The organism is Fluviispira sanaruensis, assembly GCF_004295685.1.
Lineage (GTDB): Bacteria > Bdellovibrionota_B > Oligoflexia > Silvanigrellales > Silvanigrellaceae > Silvanigrella > Silvanigrella sanaruensis.
Window position 1 is genome coordinate 1,874,119 of the sequence record NZ_AP019368.1, and the last position, 25,986, is coordinate 1,900,104.

The 25,986-nt window shown below is 33.9% G+C and carries 17 protein-coding genes; 10 read left to right on the top strand and 7 right to left on the bottom strand.

The genetic code is table 11. The features are described from left to right. Position 1 precedes the first annotated feature (1 nt). Positions 2 to 1,726, bottom strand: coding sequence for a potassium-transporting ATPase subunit KdpA (gene kdpA / locus EZS29_RS07905; RefSeq protein ID WP_130608511.1), 1,725 nt, complete (start codon positions 1,724 to 1,726; stop codon positions 2 to 4). Positions 1,727 to 1,926: 200 nt separating this feature from the next. Between kdpA and EZS29_RS07910 the strand changes: the two genes are divergently transcribed. Further along, positions 1,927 to 2,709, top strand: a complete 783-nt coding sequence (locus EZS29_RS07910; protein ID WP_130608514.1) for a helix-turn-helix domain-containing protein — start codon at positions 1,927 to 1,929, stop codon at positions 2,707 to 2,709. Here EZS29_RS07910 and EZS29_RS07915 read toward each other — a convergent pair. The 3 genes from EZS29_RS07915 to EZS29_RS07925 all read right to left on the bottom strand — a co-directional run bounded on the left by EZS29_RS07915 (position 2,692) and on the right by EZS29_RS07925 (position 6,685). After that, positions 2,692 to 3,150 carry a ferritin-like domain-containing protein gene (locus EZS29_RS07915; protein WP_130608517.1) on the bottom strand — a complete coding sequence of 153 codons (459 nt, stop codon included), beginning with the start codon at positions 3,148 to 3,150 and terminating at the stop codon, positions 2,692 to 2,694. The two genes, EZS29_RS07910 and EZS29_RS07915, sit on opposite strands and share 18 nt — an antisense overlap. Before the next feature lie 123 nt (positions 3,151 to 3,273). After that, the gene (gene fusA, locus EZS29_RS07920) at positions 3,274 to 5,376 is read right to left on the bottom strand and encodes an elongation factor G (RefSeq protein WP_130608520.1); all 2,103 of its coding nucleotides are present in this window, start codon (positions 5,374 to 5,376) and stop codon (positions 3,274 to 3,276) included. 130 nt (positions 5,377 to 5,506) lie between these two features. Then, the gene (locus EZS29_RS07925) at positions 5,507 to 6,685 is read right to left on the bottom strand and encodes a D-alanine--D-alanine ligase family protein (RefSeq protein WP_130608523.1); all 1,179 of its coding nucleotides are present in this window, start codon (positions 6,683 to 6,685) and stop codon (positions 5,507 to 5,509) included. Between the two features lie 210 nt (positions 6,686 to 6,895). On the opposite strand from EZS29_RS07925, the gene recA reads away from it, so the two are divergent. From recA to EZS29_RS07950, 5 genes are all read left to right on the top strand, one after another. Beyond that, positions 6,896 to 8,044 carry a recombinase RecA gene (recA, locus tag EZS29_RS07930; RefSeq protein ID WP_130608526.1) on the top strand — a complete coding sequence of 383 codons (1,149 nt, stop codon included), beginning with the start codon at positions 6,896 to 6,898 and terminating at the stop codon, positions 8,042 to 8,044. 38 nt (positions 8,045 to 8,082) lie between these two features. Continuing rightward, positions 8,083 to 9,324, top strand: a complete 1,242-nt coding sequence (locus EZS29_RS07935) for a BaiN/RdsA family NAD(P)/FAD-dependent oxidoreductase (RefSeq protein WP_130608530.1) — start codon at positions 8,083 to 8,085, stop codon at positions 9,322 to 9,324. A gap of 165 nt (positions 9,325 to 9,489) precedes the next feature. After that, a complete protein-coding gene (locus EZS29_RS07940) occupies positions 9,490 to 11,493 on the top strand; it encodes an acyltransferase family protein (protein WP_172603842.1) in 2,004 nt (667 codons plus the stop codon). 35 nt (positions 11,494 to 11,528) lie between these two features. After that, on the top strand, positions 11,529 to 11,945 hold the full coding sequence (locus EZS29_RS07945; protein ID WP_130608537.1) for a thiol-disulfide oxidoreductase DCC family protein: 417 nt from the start codon (positions 11,529 to 11,531) through the stop codon (positions 11,943 to 11,945). A 190-nt stretch (positions 11,946 to 12,135) separates the two neighbouring features. After that, positions 12,136 to 19,353, top strand: a complete 7,218-nt coding sequence (locus EZS29_RS07950; protein ID WP_172603843.1) for a non-ribosomal peptide synthetase — start codon at positions 12,136 to 12,138, stop codon at positions 19,351 to 19,353. 30 nt (positions 19,354 to 19,383) lie between these two features. On the opposite strand, the gene EZS29_RS07955 is transcribed toward EZS29_RS07950, so the two are convergent. The 3 genes from EZS29_RS07955 to EZS29_RS07965 all read right to left on the bottom strand — a co-directional run bounded on the left by EZS29_RS07955 (position 19,384) and on the right by EZS29_RS07965 (position 22,896). Then, the gene (locus EZS29_RS07955) at positions 19,384 to 20,163 is read right to left on the bottom strand and encodes a carbonic anhydrase (protein WP_130608543.1); all 780 of its coding nucleotides are present in this window, start codon (positions 20,161 to 20,163) and stop codon (positions 19,384 to 19,386) included. A gap of 158 nt (positions 20,164 to 20,321) precedes the next feature. Further along, positions 20,322 to 21,572, bottom strand: coding sequence for a DUF790 family protein (locus EZS29_RS07960; protein ID WP_172603844.1), 1,251 nt, complete (start codon positions 21,570 to 21,572; stop codon positions 20,322 to 20,324). Then, positions 21,514 to 22,896: a DEAD/DEAH box helicase family protein gene (locus tag EZS29_RS07965; RefSeq protein WP_130608549.1), complete on the bottom strand. Its 1,383-nt coding sequence runs from the start codon at positions 22,894 to 22,896 to the stop codon at positions 21,514 to 21,516. The genes EZS29_RS07960 and EZS29_RS07965 overlap by 59 nt, the downstream gene beginning before the upstream one ends. Before the next feature lie 67 nt (positions 22,897 to 22,963). Here EZS29_RS07965 and EZS29_RS07970 point away from each other — a divergent pair, with 67 nt between their 5' ends. Genes EZS29_RS07970 through EZS29_RS07985 form a run of 4 tightly spaced genes read left to right on the top strand, consistent with a single transcriptional unit; the run spans position 22,964 to position 25,980 of the window. Beyond that, complete coding sequence (locus EZS29_RS07970) at positions 22,964 to 23,704, top strand: amino acid ABC transporter ATP-binding protein (protein ID WP_130608552.1); 741 nt, start codon at positions 22,964 to 22,966, stop codon at positions 23,702 to 23,704. 12 nt (positions 23,705 to 23,716) lie between these two features. Continuing rightward, positions 23,717 to 24,529 (top strand): ABC transporter substrate-binding protein, encoded by an 813-nt coding sequence (locus EZS29_RS07975; RefSeq protein ID WP_216678653.1) that lies wholly within the window; start codon positions 23,717 to 23,719, stop codon positions 24,527 to 24,529. 34 nt (positions 24,530 to 24,563) lie between these two features. Beyond that, positions 24,564 to 25,277 (top strand): amino acid ABC transporter permease, encoded by a 714-nt coding sequence (locus EZS29_RS07980; RefSeq protein ID WP_130608555.1) that lies wholly within the window; start codon positions 24,564 to 24,566, stop codon positions 25,275 to 25,277. A 1-nt stretch (position 25,278) separates the two neighbouring features. Then, positions 25,279 to 25,980 carry an amino acid ABC transporter permease gene (locus tag EZS29_RS07985; protein ID WP_130608559.1) on the top strand — a complete coding sequence of 234 codons (702 nt, stop codon included), beginning with the start codon at positions 25,279 to 25,281 and terminating at the stop codon, positions 25,978 to 25,980. Positions 25,981 to 25,986: the final 6 nt, after the last annotated feature.

Consider the following 25,986-nt stretch of genomic DNA (forward strand, 5'->3'; position numbering starts at 1 on the left):
ATTATTCACCACCTATTGAAAGAAATTTTCCATTGAGCATTTGCATATTTTCTATTATTGGCCCGACTGACAATGCAGGTAAATAAACTAAAAGGCCAAGAATAAGTATCGTCCCAATAAGTAACAATAAAAAAACGGAACCATATACTTGAAAATTATTTTCGGTTATGGGTTTCTTTATTTTCTGTGCGAGCGACCCTGCTATGGCAAGAAGTGGTATGAGATTTAAATAACGTCCTGCCAACATAGCAAATGAAGTTGTATAATTCCAAAAAGGTGTGTTGGTATTTAATGAGCCAAATGCACTGCCATTATTTTGCGCGGCAGAGGTATATGCGTAAAACATTTCTGTAAATCCATGGGATCCTGGATTCCCAATCGAAGAAAAACCTATTGCCAACGAGGAAGAGATTGCGAGCAAAAGCAAAATCACAGTGGAAACACCAATGATAGGAAACATGGCAATTTTTATTTCTCTTGCTTCTATCTTTTTCCCTAAATATTCAGGAGTTCTGCCTACCATAAGCCCCGCAATAAACACAGCAAGCAAAACAAATAAAATCATACCATATAAGCCAGAGCCAACACCGCCATAAATAACTTCATTTAAAAGCATATTAATAATTGCAAACATTCCACCCATTGGGGTCAAACTGCTGTGAGAATTTGCCACCGCACCACAAGAAGCAGCTGTTGTTACACTTGAAAAAAGAGAAGATGCAAAAATACCAAAACGTGTTTCTTTACCTTCCATATTGATTGAGCTTGCTAAGCCCAATTTATCTATAAAATTTGGATTCCCTTGGTATTCAAAATAAGCAATGAGCAAAACAGATGCTATAAATAAAATAGCCATACTCAGCCAAATTGTGACTGCATGTTTCATATAATTTGTCATTTTTCCAAAAGTAAAAACAAGTGCACTTGGCACTAAAAAAATTGAAATCATTTGAAAAAAATGCGACCAAGCGGTTGGATTTTCATAGGGGTGAGCAGCATTGGCATTGAAAAAACCACCGCCATTCACACCCAAAAGTTTAATCGCAACCTGTGAAGCGACTGGACCTTGAGGCAAAATTTGTTCACCGCCTTCCAAAGGTTTAATCTGAATATATGCTTGAAAATTTTGTATCATACCTTGGGAAATATAAAAAACTGCGAAAATAAAAGACAAAGGAAGAAGTACATAAAGAGAAGAACGAGTTAAATCAACCCAGAAATTACCAAGACCATTTGCTTTCTCTTGATTGAGTCCACGAATAATAGCGATACAGGCAGCAAAGCCGATTGCAGCTGATAAGAAATTGTTTGAAGCCAACGCCACCATTTGGGAGAAATAACTCATAGTTGTTTCGCCTGAATAAGCTTGCCAATTTGTATTTGTTAAAAAACTCACGGCGGTATTGATCGCAAGATCTGTCGGTAAACCCTGAAAGTTTTGTGGATTTAATGGTAAAATATGTTGAAATTTCAAAATTAAAAATGTGATTGAAAATAATAGAATGCTAAAGAGAACGACTTCAAGCGTATATTTCCGCCATGTTTGACTTTCATCCACATCCACTTTTGCAATTTTATAAATTTGTTTTTCGATGGGATAAAGAATGAAATGGAGAAATGTTTTTTCTCCTTGCATAATTTTCTTAATAAATATACCCAGAGGGTATGAAAGAATAAATAAGACAAACACAAAGAAAAATAAGAGATAGAAATCTTGAGCATTCATAAACAAAAATCCTTAACTTATTTAAAAGTTTAATTTCATGACTTATACATTTAAAAAATAAAATTCTCAATAGTTGAATACTTTATTTATAATAAATTGAAATAAGATCTTCTTATGGATTGTGAATTTTTAAAACCTTCGTGTTAATATAATACAAAGGAATGTGCAGCTCTAAAGTCGCACAGTGAATGGAGTTTAAAATGAATGAAACACAATTGAGCGAAAAAAGCTTCTACCAAAGTAAAATCAACTTAACAGACGATGAAAATCAAGAAAACATGGAGAGTTTTACTATCAGCGTAGAAGAAGCCGCTAAAATCCTCGGCGTCAATCGCTCCCGTCTGTCGCAATTGACGAGTAAGGGTGTATTTCCTTATGAAAAAAGAAAAATAGAAACCAGAAATCGGTTGTTCTATCGCTTAAATGATCTTTTACAACACCAACGAGCACAAATGCTTGGAAGTGCGTATGAGTTTATTCAAACACACGCTGCAGAAGAAGAGCTTCGAACACCAGCAATGCGTGAAATAAATATAGATTTTTTGCAGGAAAAGTCCGAACAAGAAAAAAAACAACTTCGCACTCCAATTAAACACAGCAAAAAAAATAAAACTCTTCTTAAACCATGCGCGACTGCGTTATTCGAACAAGAGAAAAAATTAGAGAATGATAAAAAAATATTGGCGGATGTTGAATTCATAAAGCAAAAAATATTAGCGCAAGGAGAAGAGTTAATTTGTCAAAAGGAGTTTTTCAAAAAAGAAGAATTTATTTTGCAACAAAAATTAACAGAAAATAATTGCTCAATAAATAAACTAAATTATGCTGTTTTTGCAATACAAAATAAATTAACAGAACTATCTTATGAAAATAAAAAATTAAAAGAACATATAGATAAATATATTATGAGCATGCAAAAATCTAAAAATTGGTCGCAAAAAAAACCAAAATACCGAGTTTCTCGTTCAACAGCGAGTCGCTAAATACAATTGTGTTCCCATTTGCCTTACAAGTTCAAGCTGCTGGCCTGTATAATTGATATGAGCTGTCTGCATAAGAACAATCTTTTCAGTTATCTGCCGAACGTCGATATTTTGATTTGCAATATTTGATAATTTAAGAGCAACTTCTTTACAACTATCGGCCATTTCACGATCACTCACAAATATCTCTTCGACAGTTTGTCCAATATTGAGTTTATTTATATTTTGTAAATCAAAATTGATTTCAGCACTGAGCATTCTTAAAATAAGAGAGTCTAAATGGTCAGAAACATCCTCTCGATGGGAAGAGATTTTATCAAATAATTTCTGATACCCCCACAGTTTACAAATATTTCTATGCACACGTAATTGCTGCAGTATTGTCGCATGCACTTGCACAAGAGCAGCCAAACCCATAGCCAACTCACCGGTGATTTTCATAACTATATTCTCCAAAAAAATAACTATACCTAATAGTGCGACTCAATCACTCTATCACACAGAAAAAAAAGCCACATACAATTTTAGATTGCATGTGGCCTTATCTTTAGAAAGTCAAGAGAATTACTTATTCTCAGCGGCTCTCTTTGCTTTATATTTAGCAACCATATCTTCTTGAACGTTGCGTGGAACAGCAGCGTACTTAGCAAATTCCATAGAGAATTCGCCTTTACCTTGAGTTCCCGAACGTAAGTCAGTTGAGAAACCAAACATTTCAGTGAGTGGAACTTCTGCTTCGATTTGACAGTAACCACCATTTCCAGCAGTTCCCATGATAACACCACGACGTTGGTTGATAAGACCCATCATTGTTCCTTGGAACTCTTCTGGCCCTTCAATACCAACCTTCATAATAGGTTCTAGAATAACAGGCTTAGCGCTCATATAAGATTCACGGAATCCTGTCATCGCACAAGTTTTGAAGGCCATTTCGTTTGAGTCAACTGGGTGATGTAAACCATCATTTACAACCAATTTCACACCAACAATTTGCGCTCCGATGAGCAGACCATTTTTCAACTGTTCAGCAAAACCTTTTTCACAAGCAGGAATAAACTGTCTTGGAATGGATCCACCAACGGTTTCATCTTCAAATTCATAGATTTTGTCGCCAGCATCCGCCAAAGGTTCCATATAACCAATAATACGTGCAAACTGCCCAGAACCACCGGATTGTTTTTTGTGAGTGTAGTTGATTTCTGCACGTGAAGTGAGAGCTTCGCGGAAGTTAACTTGTGGTTTTCCAACGATTGTTTCGCAACCGAATTCACGTTTCATACGTTCAACATAAATTTCAAGGTGAAGCTCACCCATCCCAGCAATGATAGTTTCACCGGATTCTTCATCACGGGAAACGCGGAAAGTTGGATCTTCTTTAGTAAACTTATTCAAAGCTTTCGAAAAGTTTGTTTGTGCTGTTTTGTCTTTTGGTGCGATTGCTAATGTAATAACGGCATTTGGAACGTACATAGAAGCCATTGTTACGTTTAACTTACCATCTGTGAATGTATCGCCAGAAGCACAGTCAACACCAAAGAGAGCAACGATGTCGCCTGCTGAAGCTTCTTCAATATCTTCCATGTCATCGGAGTGAAGACGAACGATGCGTGGAACTTTAACACGTTTTTCAGAAGACATATTGGTGATCATCTCACCTTTTTTAGCTGTCCCTTGATAAATACGCATAAATGTAAGCTGACCATAACGTGTTTCGTCAAGCTTGAATGCAAGCATAACAAGTGGAAGGTCTGGATCTGCTTTCAAAGGAACGCGTTCTTCGTTATTTGTCTGGTCAAGAGCTTCGTTAGAAACTTCATTTGGCGCAGGCAAATAAGCCGTAACAGCGTCTAAAAGCACTTGAACGCCTTTGTTTTTGAACGCAGAACCACAGAAAACAGGAGTAAACTGAAGGCTAATAACTGCCTTACGCATAGCCTTAGCACCTTCTTCCGCCGTAACGAATTCGTCAGAAAGGAATTTTTCAGCGACACCATCGTCAAAGTCAGCAAGAGCGCCAATGAGGTCGCTACGGCGTGATTTTGCTTCGTCCATCATGTCAACTGGAACGTCTTCTTCACGGACATTTTCACCGTTTGCGCCATCAAAATAGAAAGCTTTCATAGAAAGAAGATCAACAACACCTTGGAAACGATCTTCTGCGCCGATTGGCATTTGCGCCATCCAAGCATTGTGATTTAATTTTTCACGTAATTGTTGGCAAACACGGTATGGGTTTGCTCCAGGGCGGTCCATTTTGTTTACAAATGCAATGCGTGGAACGCGGTAACGACGCATTTGGCGGTCAACTGTGATGGACTGTGACTGAACGCCAGCAACAGAACAAAGCACAAGAATAGCACCGTCAAGAACGCGCAGAGAGCGCTCAACTTCAACTGTAAAGTCAACGTGGCCGGGGGTGTCGATAAGGTTAATCCAAGTATCTTTCCACTGGCAAAATGTAGCCGCAGACTGAATTGTAATGCCTTTTTCACGCTCAAGATCCATATGATCCATAGTCGCGCCAACGCCAGATTTGCCCTTTACTTCCTCAATTTTGTGAATTTTACCGGTATAAAAAAGAATACGCTCGGAAAGAGTGGTCTTTCCAGAGTCGATATGAGCAGAAATACCAATATTTCTAACGCGGGAGAGGTCTTTGATTGTCATATTTGATCCAACTCAACATAAAAATGGTTAAAACTTCAGTCCAAACCAGAGGACGGGAAACACGCTCTGTGCTATCTGATTTTGAATTGAATTTCAATAGCCTTTTTTATGCTTTTGTTGGGAGAAGCTTCTAAATTGAGGCTCTTATCCCATACTGACTTTTTGCCACCCATTTGCGTCGCTCATAAGCCTGCTCAATCACATCTTCGATCCAAACTTTTCCAACAATGCCTTCTTGCTCCCAGAGTTTTGGAAACATACTTATGGATGTTAAGCCTGGAAGTGTATTTATCTCATTGAAAACAAACCGATTGGGGTCTTGACAGTTCCAAAAGTCAATCCGACACAATCCAGAAATTCCAGTCACTTGCGCAACTTTTTTTGCAATATTTTTTAGCTCATTCATTCTGTCAGCGCTGATACTTGCTGGTATTTTGGTTGTTGCCTCAGAAACACTCGAATACTTTTCTTCATATGAATAGAAATCCTTCGTAACAATCTCCCCAGCTATCGTTATTTTTGGAAAGGCAGACGTTCCTAAAAAAGCGCATTCGACTTCAGTGCCTTGCATAGGTTCCTCAACCAATACTTTTTGATCGAAGGCAAGTGCCTCTTTTAAAAGAATTATCAGATCTTCCCGGTTTTTTGCCCGCCCTGTCCCTACAGCAGACCCCAAAGAGTTGGGTTTCACGAAGCAAGGATAACCTATTGATATTTCTACTCTCTCAAGAGTTTCATCGGGATTTTTCGTATAAGCCTCTCCTTCAATCAGCTCATATTTTGCAATCGAGATTCCTGCATCGCGTACAAGTCGCTTAGCGATATCTTTATCGATCCCCACTGCACTGGCACGAAGATCGCAACCAGCATAAGCCACCTCTGCCAACTCAAAAAGCCCTTGTAAACGTCCATCTTCTCCGTTTTGCCCATGCAAGATAGGAAAAAAACAGGATGCTTCTAAATTGAGAATACGATAAGGGAATGATTTAAAATCCTTTTCAATCTCATCGTGCAAATAAGGTAAAAGTACACATTTTAGATTTTTACGTTCAGGCATTTGCTTAAGAACCTGCCCATTTATAATTGCCGCAAGATCTTCAATCGTAATGTCAGAAAAATCCTTTGCTTTAAAGGTTCCTTCTAAACTAAAATAATTCCCTTTTTTATTGATCCCAACGGGAATAATATTATATTTTTCAGGAATATTTTTAAAAACATAAACTGCAGAGCGTAGAGATATTTCATGCTCACTTGAACGCCCACCAAAAAGAACAGCAATAGTATTTTCAGAACTTTGATTTTGAGTCATCTAACTTTCTCCAATAACGACCGGGTAGGAAAATACACGAGCTTCACTTGAATTGAAACTGAACAAGGGCTATGAAAGAATAGACAGTACAAATGTATGGTAGCTCTTCTATTTGGAAGAGTCTATATACGATTATGGGTTGCACGATTTCTGAACACATATCTTTATCTAACCACGTGCAACATATCTTTGCAATAAAAGGAGACTCTCATGTCAGCTGCAGATACAAACATCAATAAATTTAAAGCCCTAGAAACTCTTTTCCAATCTGTTGAAAAGCAATTTGGCAAGGGCACAATCATGCGCCTTTCCGATGATTCTAAAATTGCACAAGAAATTCAAGTTATTCCATCGGGCTCTATCAGTCTTGACGTTGCTTTAGGGGTAGGAGGTTTACCCAAAGGACGGGTGGTTGAAATTTATGGAACAGAATCAAGTGGTAAAACCACTTTAACTTTACACGCCATTGCGGAATGCCAGAAAAAAGGAGGCATTGCTGCCTTTATCGATGCTGAACACGCTCTCGATGTCAGCTATGCGCGTAAAATTGGGGTGAACACCTCAGACCTTCTTGTTTCCCAACCGGACAACGGCGAACAGGCACTTGAAATTGTAGACATGTTAGTACGAAGCGGCGCCGTGGACCTCATTGTTGTGGACTCCGTTGCGGCCCTCACGCCAAAGGCTGAAATTGAAGGGGAAATGGGTGACAGCCATATGGGTCTACAGGCACGCCTTATGAGCCAAGCTCTGCGCAAGCTGACAGGAAGCATTTCAAAAACCAATTGCTGTGTCATTTTTATCAACCAAGTGCGTATGAAAATTGGTATTGTTTTTGGCAATCCTGAAACCACAACAGGAGGGCAGGCTCTCAAGTTTTACTCTTCTGTGCGCCTTGAAGTGCGCAGGGCTGCCGCTATCAAAAACTCCAACGACACCATTGGTCATCGTACGAAAGTCAAAGTTGTTAAAAACAAAGTAGCAGCTCCCTTTAAGGAAGTAGAATTCGACATTATGTTTGGTCAGGGCATTAGCAAAGAAGGAGACATTCTCGATCTTGCTTCTGCCCCTGAAGCCGAAATCATTCAAAAAAGCGGAACATGGTTCACTTACAATGGCGAACGCCTTGGCCAAGGACGCGAAAATGCAAAAGAGTATTTGCGTGAGCATCCAGAAACCATGGCAAAGATCGAAGCGGCTGTGCGCGCCCGGGCTAATCTCATCCGCACTCCAGCTAACACAACAGATGAAGCCAGCGAAGACTCTATCAAGTCTTTGCCAGGTGCAAGCCAAGCTTTGCCAAGCACTCCAACTAAGCCAGGCCGGCGCAGCGCAGCCGCTTCGGTGTCTGCAGAATAAAAATTAAGAGAATACGGTTATTTGGAGTACATATCAGTATGGAAGAATGGGATCTCGTTGTCATTGGTGGCGGCGCAGCAGGATATTTTGGAGCAATTGCATGCGCTGAAGCTTTTCCAGGGGCACGCGTTCTTATACTCGAAGCCACAGCAAGAGTTTTAACAAAAGTCAAAGTTTCTGGTGGAGGGCGCTGCAACGTCACTCACAATCTTTATGAGCCTAAACAGCTTATTTCTTTTTACCCAAGAGGACAAAAAGAATTGATTGGATCCTTCCACAAATTTCAACCCAAAGACACTGTGGAATGGTTTCAGGCGCATGGCGTCGAGCTTAAAGCTGAGAGTGATGGACGCATGTTCCCGACAACCAATGATTCACAGACTGTTGTTGACTGCCTTTTGGGGGCAGCCCGTGACTCGGGCGTTGAACTTAGAAAAAACAAACTAGTCCAAAAAATTCTTCCCAGTGCAGAGGGCTTTGAAATTCACAGCAAAGCCTCTGACCCCGTCAAAGCGCGATTTATCCTGCTTGCTACAGGCAGTATGCCCTATGGTGTCAGTCTTGCGAGCAATGTGGGACACAAACTCATAGCACCTGTTCCATCCCTTTTTACCTTTGAAATTAAAAATCCACTGCTCAAAGATTTAGCCGGAATCAGTTTTACCGAGGTGACAGCAACCTTAAAAGTAGAAGGAGCCTCTCAGGATTTTATCCAAAAGGGTCCTTGTCTTATCACCCACTGGGGGCTCAGTGGGCCTGCAATCTTAAAACTCTCGGCATTTGCTGCAAGAGAACTGCACGCCAGCGCATATAAAGCAACTTTAATCCTGAACTGGACTCAATCCCTCAAACAACACGAAGCTCTCGCACTGCTTGAGACCTGCAAAACTCAATCTCCTAAGAAAAAAGTGAGTAATGAAAACCCTTTTCCCTGCGTAAAAAGATTTTGGGACGCAATTTTACGGGAATCGGGTCTGAACGAAGCCCTCACCTATGGCGAAGTGACAAAAAAGCAATTGCAAGAGATTGCGCAACGTATGACTCAATACGAATTCAACGTAAAAGGTAAAGGTGAATTTAAAGAAGAATTCGTCACAGCAGGCGGTATAGCGCGAGAAGAAATTGACTTCCGCACTATGGAAAGCAAACTCCACCCAGGCCTTTATTTTGCAGGCGAAGCGACTGATGTGGACGGTGTTACGGGTGGATTTAATTTTCAAAATGCTTGGACAGGGGCATGGCTTTGTGGACAAGATATTGCCAAAAAATTGAAACACTAAGCTAAAAATTTATAAAATCATTAAATTTAAAACAACTTATTGATTTTATAGATTTTTCTATTTTTAGACCACTCAAATCATTGATAAAAAGCAAAAATATTGATAGCAAAAAGCAAATAATAATTTAAGTAATTATTATTATTTGCTTTTTGAAAGGCCAAAATTTTGCATAATAATAATCAGTTAAAATATCGCTCCGATATCGATGGATTGAGAGCATTTGCCGTTCTATTTGTTGTTATTTATCATTTATTTCCCAATATCCTGCCTGGAGGATTTATTGGGGTGGATATTTTTTTTGTTATTTCTGGTTTTTTAATATCATCTATTATTTTCCAAAAAATAGAAAATCGTTCATTCAGTCTCAAAGAATTCTATGCACGCAGAGTCATACGAATTTTTCCAGCACTTTTAATTGTATTAGTATTCACTTACACGCTTGGTTGGTTGCTATTATTTGATCGCGAATTTATTTCTCTTGGCAAAGCCATAGCAGGTGGAATTGCATTTATAGCCAATGAGCTTTTTTGGAGAGCAGACATTGATTATTTCTCTTCGGAAAAAAGCCCCTTGCTCAATCTCTGGTCACTCGGCGTTGAGGAGCAATTCTATCTCTTTTGGCCTTTTCTTGCTCTTTTATGCTTTAAATTTAAAAAATATTATTTAAGAATAATCTTTTCACTGTTAATTATATCATTTGCAGCAAATATTATATTACTTTATCAGCTTGAAAGAGTCAGTGAAGCTTATCTTATGAGTATATCCCGCATATGGGAAATATCTGCAGGAACTTTATTAGGCTATTGTAAAATATATAAAAATAAAATTTTTCGTGAAAATATATATAGTGAAAATATACAATCCTTTGTTGGTTTTTTCCTTATTTTTTCCTCAATCATTATTATAAGCAGCGAAAAAATGTTCCCTGGATTTTGGGGGCTTATGCCCGTTATAGGTACTTTCCTGATTATAAACTCTGGGGAAAACTCATTTCTCAATCGCACACTATTATCAAATAAATTTTTAGTTTATATCGGTCTAATAAGCTATCCCATATATCTTTGGCATTGGCCTTTGCTGATATATAATAATTATTTGTCCTCAGGTAATCCCTCGCAAAAAAGTTTAATTACTGTTTTTATTTTGACAATCATTTTATCGATCCTGACTTACCATATACTAGAAAAACCAATTAAAAAAGCAAACCGAAGAATAATAATCTATTCATTATCTACCATAAGTATAATATTTTTTATAACAGGAATAATAACTTATAAAGGGTTATTAAAACCTTATTCAAATCAATTCAATTTACAAGAATTAAACTCTGCAGCGACTGACTGGGATTTTCCAACAAAGAATTTGCATAAAGAATTTTATAAAAATTCATCCCTATATATGAATAAAAAATCCGCGAATAAAATATTATTTATCGGTGATAGCAATATGATTCATTATGCGCCCAGAATCGAACAGGTCGTAAATGAGCATAAAAATCTCAAAATCAATACAATTTTTTATACGATGGGTGGCTGCATGCCTATAAAACATATTATCAGAAAAGGCCAAACAAAATGTCCAATATTTATGAATGATGCTTATTCTTATGCAGAGGATCCAGATATCAAAAAAATAGTGATAGCAGCAGATTGGCTTGGCTATTTGCAAAAAGACGCAAAAACTTATTATATCGGTGAAAGCTCAAAAGAATTTTTAAGTGAATCACCCACTGCTATTAGTAAAATACTAAACGAACTTTCTTCTGATATAAAGAAATTAGTGAGTTTAAATAAATCTATATATATTGTTTTAAATATACCAAGAGGAGACGAACTTTCTCCTTTAAAAAGTATTCAGCGTTCCTTGAGGCATGAAAAATTTATTTATCACGCTAAAAGTATCAATAAAAATAATCTGCTCAAGTCCAATGATTCCTTTTTACTTAAACTAAAGGAAACAGTCAGTCAAGCTGGCGCACATGTGATCGATCCTTTGGATTATTTATATGATAACAATTCAGTATGTCCAAGTTTATATCAAAATAAACCCATTTATACCGATGCAAATCACTTGCGCGCGACATTCTCCAGAGAGCATGTCAAATATCTAGATTTTTTATTACTCGAAATGGATCCGAATAGAGATTTAGTAACAAGTGATATGCATTGACGACGTTTAAGCTCACTTACACAAGAAACAGAACTATGAAAAGAATCATTGTTTTTATTGATGGAGATTGTACATTTTGCACGCGCTTCTCAATGCTCTGCTTAAAATTTGAACGCGATGGTGCAAATATCTATTTTTCTGATCTCAATTTAGAATTAAGTAAAGAGTTTTTAAACAAAATAAACTATTTTGGCGGAAATAAAAGCATTGTCTTATTTGAAGATGGAAAGCTATTCAGTCAATTCGATGCCATCATTGAATTGGCGAAATATTTAAAATTCCCACTCAGTCTATTTCATCTTTTAGTATACACTCCAAAAATAATACACAATTATATATATGATATATTCAGTAAAAATAGATATCTTTTCGGAAAGAAAGAAAGCTGTCAGCTTCTTCCAGATAAATTTCAAGAGAGATTTATAACAAAAAAAAGCGATTTTCATTTCTAATATTATATTACAAATTAATTAAACCCTCGTTCTAAAAAACTAAACACACTTGGAAAATCGTAGCAATTCAGACACAATTTATTTTTCAAATAAAACACAATTTATTCTTGCTTTAAAATTAAAATCGTAATAAATAAAAATGAAATCAATTAATTTTTACGAACTAAATCTTTGTATAAGAGAACGAAACATGACACCTTTAAAAGTTTCTCCATTTCAAAAAACTTTTTATTTTGAATGGAAATTAAATCCAAATAATTCTGATTATCATATGGTTATTGACCAAATTATTGATGGAGAACTTGACATCAATAGATTAAATCGATCACTTAAAAAAATGATTTCAGAACAATATATTTTCAATTCACATATCGAGGAAATAGACAATGAATATTACTGGATATTAAACAAATCATTAAAAGATTTAAAGATATATAAAAAAACATATAACCCAGATTCAATAAAAAAAGTAATAGCAGAACCTTTCGATCTTGAAATTGGTCCACTATTTAGATACAGCATATTTAAACTTTCCGAAAATAAGCATCGATTTATTTTTGTCATGCACCACGCCATTATTGATGGAGCTTCAGGCCCTGAAATTTATCTCGAACTCTCAAATTATTATAATAACCCATCATACGAATATAATCTCAGTTTAACAGAACAAATTAATAAATTTAATAATATGAGAGAGAAATTGGAAGATGAGATTGATAAAAATAATAGCGAAAATGAAATATTTTGGAATGAAAAACTTAAAAATCACTCTATTCTTGATACTTCTTTTCTAGAGGATCCTTTCTTCAAAAAATCTTACTTAACAAATAATTGCCAAGAACTCACCAATCAAGACTTGTTAGGAATTAATGAAATTTACATATCAATTAAAAGTGAAAATATAAATAGATTAAAGAAAAAATTCACTATAACTCCTTATCTATTTTCAAAAATCGTGTTTGCAGTAACTCTATTTAAGTTTTCAAGAACAGAAAAATTTTTAGTAGCTTATCCTATATCAATTAAAGAAGGTATGAGTTTGCACTTTGGAGCTAATGTTAATGTGAATTTGCTTCCATTTTATATACATGATGATATAATGATTGAAGAAATAATACTTAACACCAAAAATTTCTTAAAATCACTTAAAGAAGACAATAAAAGACGATCATATTTTCCCCTCTATAAAATAAATATAGAACCAAAAGAAAAATTAACTTCAATTAGCTTTACAAGTGCTTTCTTACAAAATATAAGTTTTGAATTTGAAAATATAAAATCCAAAACTATAACAAGATCAAATATAGCCTTGACCCATGACTTCATCTTTGAGTATCAACAAGCAGAAAATGAAATAAATATTAGAGTAGACTATAAAAGAGAAAAAATTTCTGAAGAGTTAATCAATAATTTTTGTCAATACTACAAAGATATATATCAAGAAATAACGACTTATCTTTTAAGTGATTCTCCTGATAAATCAAAAAAATTTATAAAAGATTTTCACACATTAAAAGTTAATAATTTTAGCGATAATGAAATTAAAAAAAATTCAGAAAATATAATAAAATTATTTGAAAATTCAGTAAAAAGAAATCCTGACAAAACAGCAGTAATTTTTAAAAACAAAATAATAACCTATAAGCAGCTTGATGAATATAGTAATAAGCTTGCTAATTATATTTTACAAAAATTTGCAATATCAGAAAATACACTCATTGGAATTTCTTTAAATAGAAGTGAAAAAATTATAATATCTATTTTAGCAATAATAAAAGCTGGTGCTGCATATATCCCAATAGACACTAAATTACCAATTGATAGAGTCAAATACATTTTAAATGATGCTAATCCTATAACTATTTTAACAGACAATCAAAATCTAAATACAATCAAAAATTTATTTAAAAAAGAAATTATTTACCTTGATTCTATAGACACAGAATATGAAATTATTGAGCAATCACAAACGAGCGTGCAAAAAACACGGTCACTAAATGATCTCATATATATACTTTATACATCAGGAACGACAGGGAAACCTAAGGGAGTTATGATGGATCACGCAAGCTGCGTGAACCGAATTCAATACATGATAGAGCAAAATGAAATGAGCAATGAAGATTCATATTTATTTAAAACAAATATAACGTTCGATGTTTCATTCTCAGATATATTTACCACGCTCCTTTCAGGAGCAAAATTAGTAATAACAGAAGAAATCTTTAATCTATCTGAAATAAAGCAATTATTAATCGAGCACAAAATAAGCATTTGCCATTTTGTACCCTCACAGTTTAAAATATTCTCTGAAGAACTGAATCTCGAAATGTTTAAAAATCTTAAAAAATTTCAATTCAGTGGTGAAGCACTTGATACCAGTATAATTGAACAATATGTAGATAATGAAAGAATATTTCTAAATTACTATGGACCTACCGAGACAGGAGAAGTAACCCTTAAAAAATATACTTCATCAATAGAACATAAATTAACTAAATCAATTATTGGAAAAAAATTTCCAAATACAAATTTATATATTTTAGATAAGAATCTAAAAGCTCTACCAACTGGTGCATCAGGAGAATTATTTGTAGGGGGAATCAGCTTATCGCGCGGCTATTTAAATATGCCTGAATTAACTCATGAAAAATTTATAAAGAATCCATATCAGACAGAATTTGAAAAAGAAAAAAGGATTAATGCGCATTTGTATAAAACAGGAGATTATGTCCGTTTACTTCCAAATAATGAACTTGAATATATTGGTCGAAATGACAATCAAATTAAGATTCGTGGACATAGGATAGAGCTCTCAGAAATTGAAAAGTCAATAAATGAGTTTAAAGGTATAAAACAATCATTAGTTATGGGAAAAATTCTTGAAAAATCTCAAGATCAAGTATTGATATGCTATTATATATCTTTACAAAAAATCGACCCGAATGAAATTATAGAATTTATATCTTCAAGCCTACCTGACTATATGATACCTGGTTTATTTATACATTTAACTGAAATACCATTAAACTCTAACGGTAAACTTGATCAAAATAAACTTCCGATGCCAACAATTGAAAAAAATATAAATCATATTAGTCCAAGAAATGAATTAGAAAATAATATGACTATTCTTTGGCAAAATATTTTGGGTATCTCATATGAAAATATAAGCATGAATGACAGTTTCTTTACATTAGGTGGAAACAGCATAAATGCTATAAAGCTTGTAAATAAGATAAAAAAAGATCTTAAATTAAATATTTCCCTTCAAGATGTTTTGAAATATAAAAGCATAGAAAAAATAATTGAAATTTCAAAGAAAAATAATTGCAATGAAAACTCCATAAAAAAATTATGCAGAGATCATACAACAAAATATTATCTTTCATTTGCGCAAGAACGCCTTTGGTTTATTGATAAAATAAATAGTGGATTAAATAGCTATAACATTCCCATGGTCTATAATCTAGATAAAAATTTCAACTCTGAATCGCTTAAAAAGTCCGCACAAAGGATAATTAATAGACATGAAATATTAAGAACTATAATAAAAGAAACCGAAAATGGCGATCCCTACCAAGAAGTTTTAAGTGAGTATGATTTATTAGTGCCGATAAAAAAGTGTACCTCAAAGACTGAGCTTGAAAAATTAATAGAAATCGAATTAAATTATACCTTTGAAATAAGCAGAGAAATACCAATTAGAATATCAATTTTACAACTAGAAAAATGCAATGAAATTGAAGACAGCTATTTGTGCATTGCAGCCCATCACATAGCATTTGATGGCTGGTCTAATGAAATATTTCTTAAAGAATTGAATACATATTATAATTATTTTGAAAACATAATTTCTAAAGAAGAACTTGACGAACTAATACCAACTCTCAATATCCAATATTTAGATTTCTCATATTGGCAGAAAGAAAATATTAATAAAAATATTTTAGACGATCAAAAAAACTATTGGAAAGGAAAACTTGATAACGCCGAGTCACTAGATATTCACCCAGATTTAGTTCGACCAAAATATTTCAATTATCAAGGAAAAAATTTATTCCATAAAATTGATCAAAAACTATCTGAAGATATTGCACTCGCTACTAAAAAGCTTGATGTGACTCAATTTAGTTTTTTCTTATCATCCTACTACATAATGCTCAGTCTAATCAGTGGACAAAAAGATATTTTAATAGGCACTCCTATATCAAATCGACACTATCATCAGATTTCGGATCTCATAGGATTTTTTGTAAACCTCATTCCCTTACGCTCCCAAATTGAAGCTGAAATGGAAATTGATCATTTTATAAAATCAGTCCATAGCGAATTGATTGAGGCTCAAAAAAACCAAGATATACCATTTGAAAAATTAGTAGAAGAAATCTCAACAAATAGAGACCAAAGTAAGCATCCAATATTTCAAGTAATCTTCGGTATGCAAGATTTTAGTGATAATAAAATAGAAGAAAATAGATCAAATTTATTTACAAAAGAACAAAACTCATTTTATCAATTCAATCATTTATTTTCTCCTGCAAAATTCGACTTAAGTCTATTTATAGAGAAAAGTAAAGATGGATTTTTAGTCTGTTTTAATTATCCTGTTAATTTATTCTATGATGCAACTATAAAAAATTATATCGAAATTTATATTCATATTCTTAAAGAATTATCAAACAATGAAATCAAAAATTTAAATAAGAATTTAAGACTTAAAGATCTTAATTGCGTCCCAAATGAACAGCAGAAAATAATATCTCAAATTTGGCACAAACCAGTCAAATTAGAATGCAAAAAAAATACAATTCAGAAAATATTTGAGTTAATAGCTCAAAATAATCCAGAAAGAATTGCTCTTATTTGTGGAGAAAATGCCTTAACTTATTCTGAATTGAATCAGCGCACAAATAAACTAGCAAATTTCTTAAGAGCTCATTATAAGATAGAAGCTGACTCTCTTATTGCACTTTGTTTAGATAGAGATGTAAATATGACCATATGCATCCTCGCAGTTCTTAAGGCAGGAGGTGCTTATGTCCCTATTGATCCAGAATCGCCAAAAGAGAGGATCAAATTTATATTGGAAGATACAAATACAAAATTATTATTAACAAATGAAATGCATAAAAATATTTTTACGAATGAAATTTTACCATCACTCGACAGTTCATTAGAGCAATTAAACACTGTTTACCTAGAATCATTTGAAGTAATAGAAAAACTATCCAGATGTGCATCCGATAATTTAGAAATAATTCAGGAAAGCAACAACTTAGCATATGTCATATATACATCTGGGACAACTGGAAAACCAAAAGGAGTTCTCATAGAGCACGCTGCAGTCATAAATTTAATTGTAAATCTAAACGATTTTTTATTTAATGAATTTGGCGTTAAAAATATTAATGTATTATCTATCATGAATTTTGCTTTTGATGGACATGTACTAGAATTATCATGTAGTATTTTCCAAGGAAACTGCTTACACCTTATTCCAAATGAATTGCGAAAAGACTATTATAATCTTAATAATTATGCAATGAATAACAATATAAATCTAGCTATATTTCCACCAGCATTTCTTATGAATACAGAATTATTCTCCTCTGATTTAATAATGATTGGGGGAGAGAAAATAAATAAAAACATTTTATCATATTATTTAAATAATAAAAGAAAATTGGTAAATGCTTATGGTCCAACAGAAATATGTGTTATGAATACATTTCATGAGTACACCAATCAAGATGAAATTAACTGCATAGGTTATCCATTTCTAAATACTACAGGATATGTATTAAATGATTCTTTACAGCTATTACCTATCGGGGCCGTAGGTGAGTTGTATATAGGCGGAAATGGAGTTGCAAGAGGATACTTAAATAGAGACTCAATGACTCAAGAGAAGTTCGTATCAAATCCATTCCAAACCAGCGTAGCAAATAAAAATTCTATAAATTCACGTCTCTATAAAACAGGAGATCTTGTTAAAATATTACCAAATTATGAACTTGAATACATTGGTAGAAATGATGCACAAGTAAAAATTCGTGGATATAGAATTGAATTAGGTGAAATTGAAAGTTCATTACTAGAGCTCAGTGAGATCGAACAAGCAGTTGTTATTATAAAAGAACTAAAAGATAATAAATTTTTATGCTGCTATTATAAATCTAGAACTCAAATATCAAGCGAAGAAATTATTAAACATTTATCTAAGAGACTTCCCGAGTACATGATTCCAATTAAATACTTGCGTTTAGAAGAGTTTCCTTTAAACACAAGTGGAAAGATCAATACAAAAGCGCTGCCATTTAACTTTACAGAAGATCGTTATATTACAGATAATACTTGTAAATACATTCCACCACAAAATGAGGTAGAAAAAAATATTTGTGAAATTTGGGAAGAAATATTAGGGTTAGATAGAAATACCATCGGCATAAAAGATGATTACTTTAACTTGGGCGGAAATAGTTTGACCGCTATAAAAATTATTAATAGAATCAATAATAAATACTCTGCAAATCTTAAAATTTCTGATTTGTTTACATATAAATGTATCGAAGAAATTGTTAAAGTTATAAATGATAAGACTGCTCAATCAGAAATTCTCATCGAATTAAACAATGCCATTAAAAAACCCGCACTCTTTATGATCCACCCCGCTCGTGCTGGATGCGAAGTTTATACAAAAATTGCAAAAAGTTTTAGCAACGATTTTCACTGTTTTGGTATAGACTCATATAACATGCTTCATTGCAAAAAAATTGAGAATTTAAATTCTCTTGCTACATATTATCTGGAGCAAATCAAAAAGAAATCGTTGCAAAATCCAAACCAAAGTTACTATTTATTTGGGTGGTCCTTGGGGGGTTATATTTGCCTAGAAATTGCTAGTATATTAGAAATGCAAGGTATTAAAAATATTTCTATATACCTATTGGATACTTTTTATCCTGATAATTTTATGTTAAATAATAGCATTGATATCCATATTTTTAAGAAAGAATTTATGAAAGAAATGTCTCAAAAAATTGATGATATACAGATGGATAAAATGTTAAGCAATTATCAAATAGAAAATAATATTCTAAAGCAAGAAATAAGTAATAAATTAGCTTATTCAAAAGTTCTCTTATTTAAGGCAAATCAGTTCCGCAAAAATACTGAGTACGATGCAATTAATAATTTAAACGAATACACAACAAGTCTTCCTAATAATAATATTTTAAATGCATTAATTTATAAAGAACAACTTAAGGTAATATATTGCGAAAATGATACTCATTTTTCAATCATAGAAAATGAAAAATTTATTATTAACGAGATTTACAATTTTGAGAGAAATAATCAAATTAGGAATAATTCAAATTCAAGAGCAATTTACAATCACTCTTGAATTTTTAGAGATTATTCTTTTCTATCTTACTCAATCGTTACGCTCAATGGCTCTATTTGACAATGCTTGGATAGGGCGAGCATTCATTTTAAAAATACTTTGGAATTTTTTGATTTGTTCTGCAGACACTTCTATTTGTTCTTTAAGCACATACCATGTCACAATTTGTGAACATGGGGGCGTTGTTAAAGAGCCTTTATAAGTAAAATATTTACTTCCTTTTGGGATGACATCTTCGGCTTCAAAGTTAACTAAGTTAACATTGACCGAGGTTCCTTCTTTTTTAGGCATATTGTCAAAAATTGAAGCGAGGGCATTATTTTTCTTACCTTTATTCATTAATACCCCAATAACAGCAAGGCTTCCATCTTCATTTTGATTCACAAAGTGAACTTCCATTGCAGATTTCTTCCCATCGAGTGCGTGTTCACTCGGTGTGTGAAAATGGAATTGAAGCAATCCATATTGCTTACGGCCAACTTCTAATTTGCTTCCCTTTGGATAATTTACTTGAATTGTGTGTCCATTGTTCAAAACAGTAAGAGGAATTCCTGAATAAGAGAAATCTAATTTTGCTAAAGACTCATTTTCTTTCGCTTGTGTCTTTTGGATATTAATTGGAGATTGATTTATCCCCATAGAACATATTTTATAAGACTCATCAAGTTTACCCCAATTTTCTGCTCCATTTTCTCCAGTATATCCCCAGTGTGGCTTCTTAGTAGAACCACTGTCTGAAAAAGCAGCATTGTTTTGGGATAAGAGCAATGATAAAAGAACTATTTTAAAAATAGTTTGCATAAAACTCATAAATCCTCCTGCATATTAGAACTTTTCTTCTAATACCAATCTTTTGATCGAGTTATTTTAATTTTTTCTTTAATATGCAATTATCTATCTATATATTCATATACTTATAAAATATTGTTTTTCATAATTGGAGCCCAAATGACGAAGAATTATGCTTTTTATTCAAACCTTTTAAGTAGATCAGAAACCTGCGAAACCGTTGGCATTTCTCGAAAAATAAAGCCAAAATCAGTAAAATATTGAGATTGCTCAACACATACCTGAATTTCCTTATCTTTTAGGAGGGATTTAACCACGCCAAGCATAAGATTGGACTGATTATTTTTTTCTAAACTGTGAATTCTTTGGATTAAAGCTTTCTTATGCCAAGGATGAAATAATTCAATATAAACTTTTCTATCGCACTTTTTAAATTCATAGTCAGGAAAATAATAATACAAACCATCAAAAAATATTTCATCTAAATAAAGAGAAATATTCCACTCTGTATTTTTTTTCGTAAAAAGATCGGAAAATAATTTAAACTCTTCTGGAACAAATGCACTAAAATTTTTATAATGGGATACTAAATTATTTTTATGTGATAATTTTAGTTCACCTTTACTCCACTCAGATTGACTTAATTCTATAAATGCAAATAAATCCCATTCTGTTAGAAGAACGAGAGAAGGAAAAAAAGAGGCTAAATTGAGGCCATATTTTTGTGTGTGGACAAAAAGTGATAGAGGTCCATCTAAAATAATTTCATAATAGTCTTTTACAATCTGGATATTAGCAACCAGTTGAAAAAATCGCATTTGTTTTAATAAGTATCTAATTTCTAATTTAGCTTGTTCTTTAATTGGAATTTTAATTTGAATACCTGCACTGTAAAATAATAAACCTTGTATGAGAGACAAATTATAAAAATTTAAAAACTCCCTTACAGCCATTGCTTTGAAATTAACCGCTACATGAAATTCTGGGAGATCAGAGTATAATTGAGTTTTAATATCAGAGATAGGAAGTTGCATTTCATGGGCAATACTTTCTAAGTATTCGTCCAAATCCAGAGGTTTTTTTGAATTAAAATAGTCACTGGATTTTTGAAATATTTTATTTCTTAATACAGAAGTTTCATCTCCAAGCGTGGATTTAAATTCAAGCTTATCAAATAAAAGTTTTGTAAAACCTTTTTGCAATTCAACTGGGAGATCATATGCTGTGTTTAAATGCGAAATTTCATCTTCAATTTCTTTTCTTTTTTTATCGACAGCGTTTAGAAAAATATTTATAAGATCCTCAGCATATTCATTTAACAAAATATCATTAACATCGATAAATTGAGGTATAATTTTACCTTTACTTTTCTTATAACGGAGTAGTTCTTTTTTCGTAAGCACTGTGCTGTTTCCTTCTTTGATTGACAAAATATTCTCCGGTGCCTTCGGAAATCAATTCATAAAGAATTGCTCTTTTCCCCTCTTTTGCCCGTAATATTCTTCCAAGCCTTTGTACATGCTCTCTAACAGTGCCGCTGCCTGACACAATAATTGCAACATTTGCATCTGGCACATCAACTCCTTCATTGAGAACTTTGGAAGTCACAAGAATATTATATTCGCCACTTTTAAATGCAGTTAAAAAATGCTCTCTTTCTTTCACTTTGGTATGATGAGTGATGACAGGTAAGAAAAATCTTGTTCCTAAATTATAAGCTGTTTCATTATCTTGAGTGAATATTAATATTCTATCGCTTCTATGTTTACTGAGTATTTCCCAAACTATGTGCGCTTTATTAGATGATGCTTGTGATAGTTTTTTCTGCTTTAAATACGCTTGAAAAGCCTCTTTTCCAGTGGGGGTTTTATGGGCGATTCTTAAAAACTGCTGCCAACCATTGCTTTGGGAAAATTGAATATTGTTCGCTCGTACAAACTCTAAATATTTTGCTCTGTTTTCGTCATAAAGAATTTTTTCTTCTTCTGATAAAGCAATTTCTTTAGTAACAATTTCATATGGAGATAACGTAACACCTTCAAGTTGACGAATTTCTGCTTGGTAGCAGATGGGACCACAGATATTATACAAAATATTTTCTTTGCCATCGGAGCGCTCAGGAGTTGCAGTCAAACCGAGACGAAAAGGAGCGATTGAGCTAATAGCCGTGAACTGCAATTGCTCACCAGGTAAATGATGACATTCGTCGAATATGATAAAACCAAAATCATTTCCCCTAAAAGGAACATGCAACAGAGCAGAATCATAAGTGGCTACGGTTATGGTTTGCAAATTGTGATAACCCCCTCCTAATAATCCGATTTCAATTTTAAAAAAACGAGTTAAAACTTGGTACCATTGATGCATAAGGTCGATTGTAGGAACATGAATTAACGTTGGTCTGCCAATTCTTTCGATTGCTAAAATCGCTAAAATAGTTTTCCCTGCTCCGGTTGGTAAAGTAACAACTCCACGAGAACCGCATTGAATCCAATTTTCCAAAGCTTCGACTTGATAATCTCGTGGTATAATCTTTTCGTGCAAAATAAATGAACACGGAAAAAAATTTTTCGCATGGTCGATATATGAGATCTTCTTCTCCCGCAATGATAAGATCAACTCACGGTAGTGATATGCGCATGCTCGATACTTCTGAATGCGTTCGTCCCACTTGAAAAATTTAAAATATTTGTTAAATTCACCAATGCATTGTTCAGCAATCAGAGTTCCTTTGTCAAAAAAAATTTCTAACAAGACATATCCTCCTAGTAAGATGTGTTAATATACATAAAAGTAATAATCTTTCAAAAAGGCAGATCAAATGATCGAGTTTAAAGGTGTTCACAAATGGTTTAAAAAACTCCACGTCTTAAACAACATCGATCTTCTTGTAAAAAAAGGAGAAGTTGTTGTGGTCTGTGGTCCGTCTGGTTCTGGAAAATCGACTCTCATTCGTACAGTGAATGCACTAGAGCCAATTAGTGATGGAATCCTTACTGTTGATGGAGTCAAAGTTTCAGATCCAAAAACAGATATCAACAAGCTTCGTACCGAAGTTGGTTTTGTTTTTCAACAGTTTAATCTTTATCCACACTTAAATGTACTTGACAATGTTACCTTAGCGCCGCGTAAAGTTAAAAATATTCCAAAAAAACAAGCTGAAGACTTTGCAATGGAACTTTTAACAAAAGTTGGGATGGAAAATAAAAAAAATTCTCACCCCTCACAACTTTCAGGAGGTCAACAGCAACGCGTAGCAATTGCAAGAGGACTTGCCATGCAACCTAAAATCATGTTGTTTGATGAACCAACATCAGCACTTGACCCTGAAATGATTGGTGAAGTCTTAAAAGTAATGAAGGATTTAGCTGTGGGTGACATCACTATGATGGTCGTGACTCATGAAATGGGTTTTGCCCGTGAAGTTGCTGATCGCGTTATTTTTATTGATCAAGGGAGCATAGTTGAAGAAGCTCCACCTGAAGATTTTTTCAATCATCCAAAGTCAGATCGCGCACAAAAATTCTTGAAACAAGTTCTTACCCCCATGCAGTTCGAATGAAAGGATTCACATATGAAAATGAACAGAAGGTTTTTTTTACTTGCACTTTCTTCTCTCGCATTTCTTAACTTTACAAATTCAGCGCAAGCAGATGTTGCGGAGATTAAGAAAAAAGGAACAATAGTAATTGGTGTTAAAGATTCATTGTACCCGTTTGGCTTTGTCGATGAAAAGTCTCGCAAGCTCAAAGGCTATGATATTGATTTCGGTAACGAAATTGCCAAAAAACTCGGTGTAAAAGTAGAACTCAAAGCTGTTACTTCTGCCAATCGCATACCTTTATTAACTGAACAAAATGTAGATTTATTAATCTGCACAATGACAATCACCCCAGAAAGAGCAAAAGAAATTGATTTCAGTTATCCATATTTTATTTCTAAGCAAAAGTTTATTGTTAAAAAAGGATCTGTAAAAGATTTAAAGGATTTAGATAATAAAAAAATCGGTACCACTAAGGGATCAACTTCTGAAAAAAATGCGGCAGCAGCGCTGCCAAATGCAAAAATAATTTCATATGATGATTATCCTCAAGCATTTTTAGCAATGCAGCAAGATAAAGTCTTTGCCATCACAACAGATGAATCTATCCTTGCAGGAATATTATCGAGATCAACCAAAAAGAAAGAATTTGAATTATCTTCTTTCGATATTTCGAAAGAGCCATATGGGATAGGCGTGAATAAAAAGAATCCTGAATTACTTAAAGTAGTAAATACCACTCTGCTGGAAATGGAAAAAAATGGCAAAGCTAAAGAAGCTTTTAGCAATTGGTTTGGCCCAAAATCACAAGTGCCTCTCGTACGTGATTTTAAAATTGCACCTTAATTTTGCTAAATAGAGATCCATTCAGGAGAATTGAATGTCTGCAACTCAATTTGACCTTTCCGTTGTTCTGCAAGGTAAATATGCAGAATGGTTATTGGAAGGTTTAAAAACAACCATTGAGCTTTCGAGTATATCATGTGTATTGGCATTTTTTTTGGGTCTTAATATTGCCATTATGAGAATGTCAGGTTTTTCTCCTGTGCGTTGGTTTGCGCAGTGTTACCTTGAGTTTTTTAGAAACACTCCACTCATAGTCCAACTTTTCTTTTGGTACTTCGGCTCATATCAAATACTCCCAAAACCTGTGAACGCTTTTTTGAACAATTATAATTTTGAATTTGTTGCTGCAGTGATAGCTTTGACATTTTATACATCGGCTTTTATTGCTGAAGATATTCGCTCTGGCATCACTGCCATTCCAAAAGAGCAGATGGAAGCGTCACGCAGCAGTGGTTTTTCATACATACGTTCCATGCATTATATTATTTTGCCGCAAGCAGTGCGTCATACGATCCCCCCCCTCATCAATCAATTTCTGAACTTAACAAAAAACTCATCCATGGCCATGGTGATTGGGGTCGGTGAACTCACTTATCAGGCTCGCCAGATTGAAAGTCAGGCATTTAAAAGTTTCGAAGCATTCTTTGCCGCCACTTTTATTTATGTTTGTATTTCATTTTTTATAACAATTCTTGTGACTTGGTATGATAGAAAAGTTCTTAATCCACTCGGAAAAGGAACACATTAAAATGGATAATCTTTTTGATTTCTCAGTTATTTCTAACAACTTTTTACAACTCTTAATCGGGCGTTATCCCCACGGCCCCTTAGGCGGTCTTGCTCTCACACTTATTTTAGCTTTTATTTCAGTGATTCTATCCATTTTTGGCGGCCTTATTCTTGGATTACTTTGTATCTCAAGAAATAAATTGATAAGTTTACCAGTTACAGCCGTTGTGAACACTGTTCGTGCCATGCCTCTTTTAATGGTGATCTTTTGGATGTTTTTTATTCTTCCCTCCCTCTCAGGAGGGAAAGTTCCTGAAAATACCACTGTGATCTGTGCTCTCAGTATTTTCACCTCCTGTTATATTTCACAAATCGTTGTGGCCGGGATAGCGAGTATCCCAAAAGGGCAGTCGGAAGCCTCCATGTCGACAGGACTGACCTACTGGCAAAGTATGCGTTACATCATATTGCCCCAAGGTTTGCGCAATATGATCCCATCATTCGTGAATCAATTCGTTTCATTGATTAAAGATACCTCACTTGGGTACATTGTTGGTGTGTCGGAAATCACGCAAGTTGCCATGCAAATAAACAACCGCACGCAAATATACTCTGCAGAAATATTTATATTTTTAGCCTTTATTTATTTTATTATTTGCTTTGCATTTACAAGTTTAAGCCGATGGTTGGAGAGCAGCTTATCTTGGCGGAAGTCAATCTAAGTAACG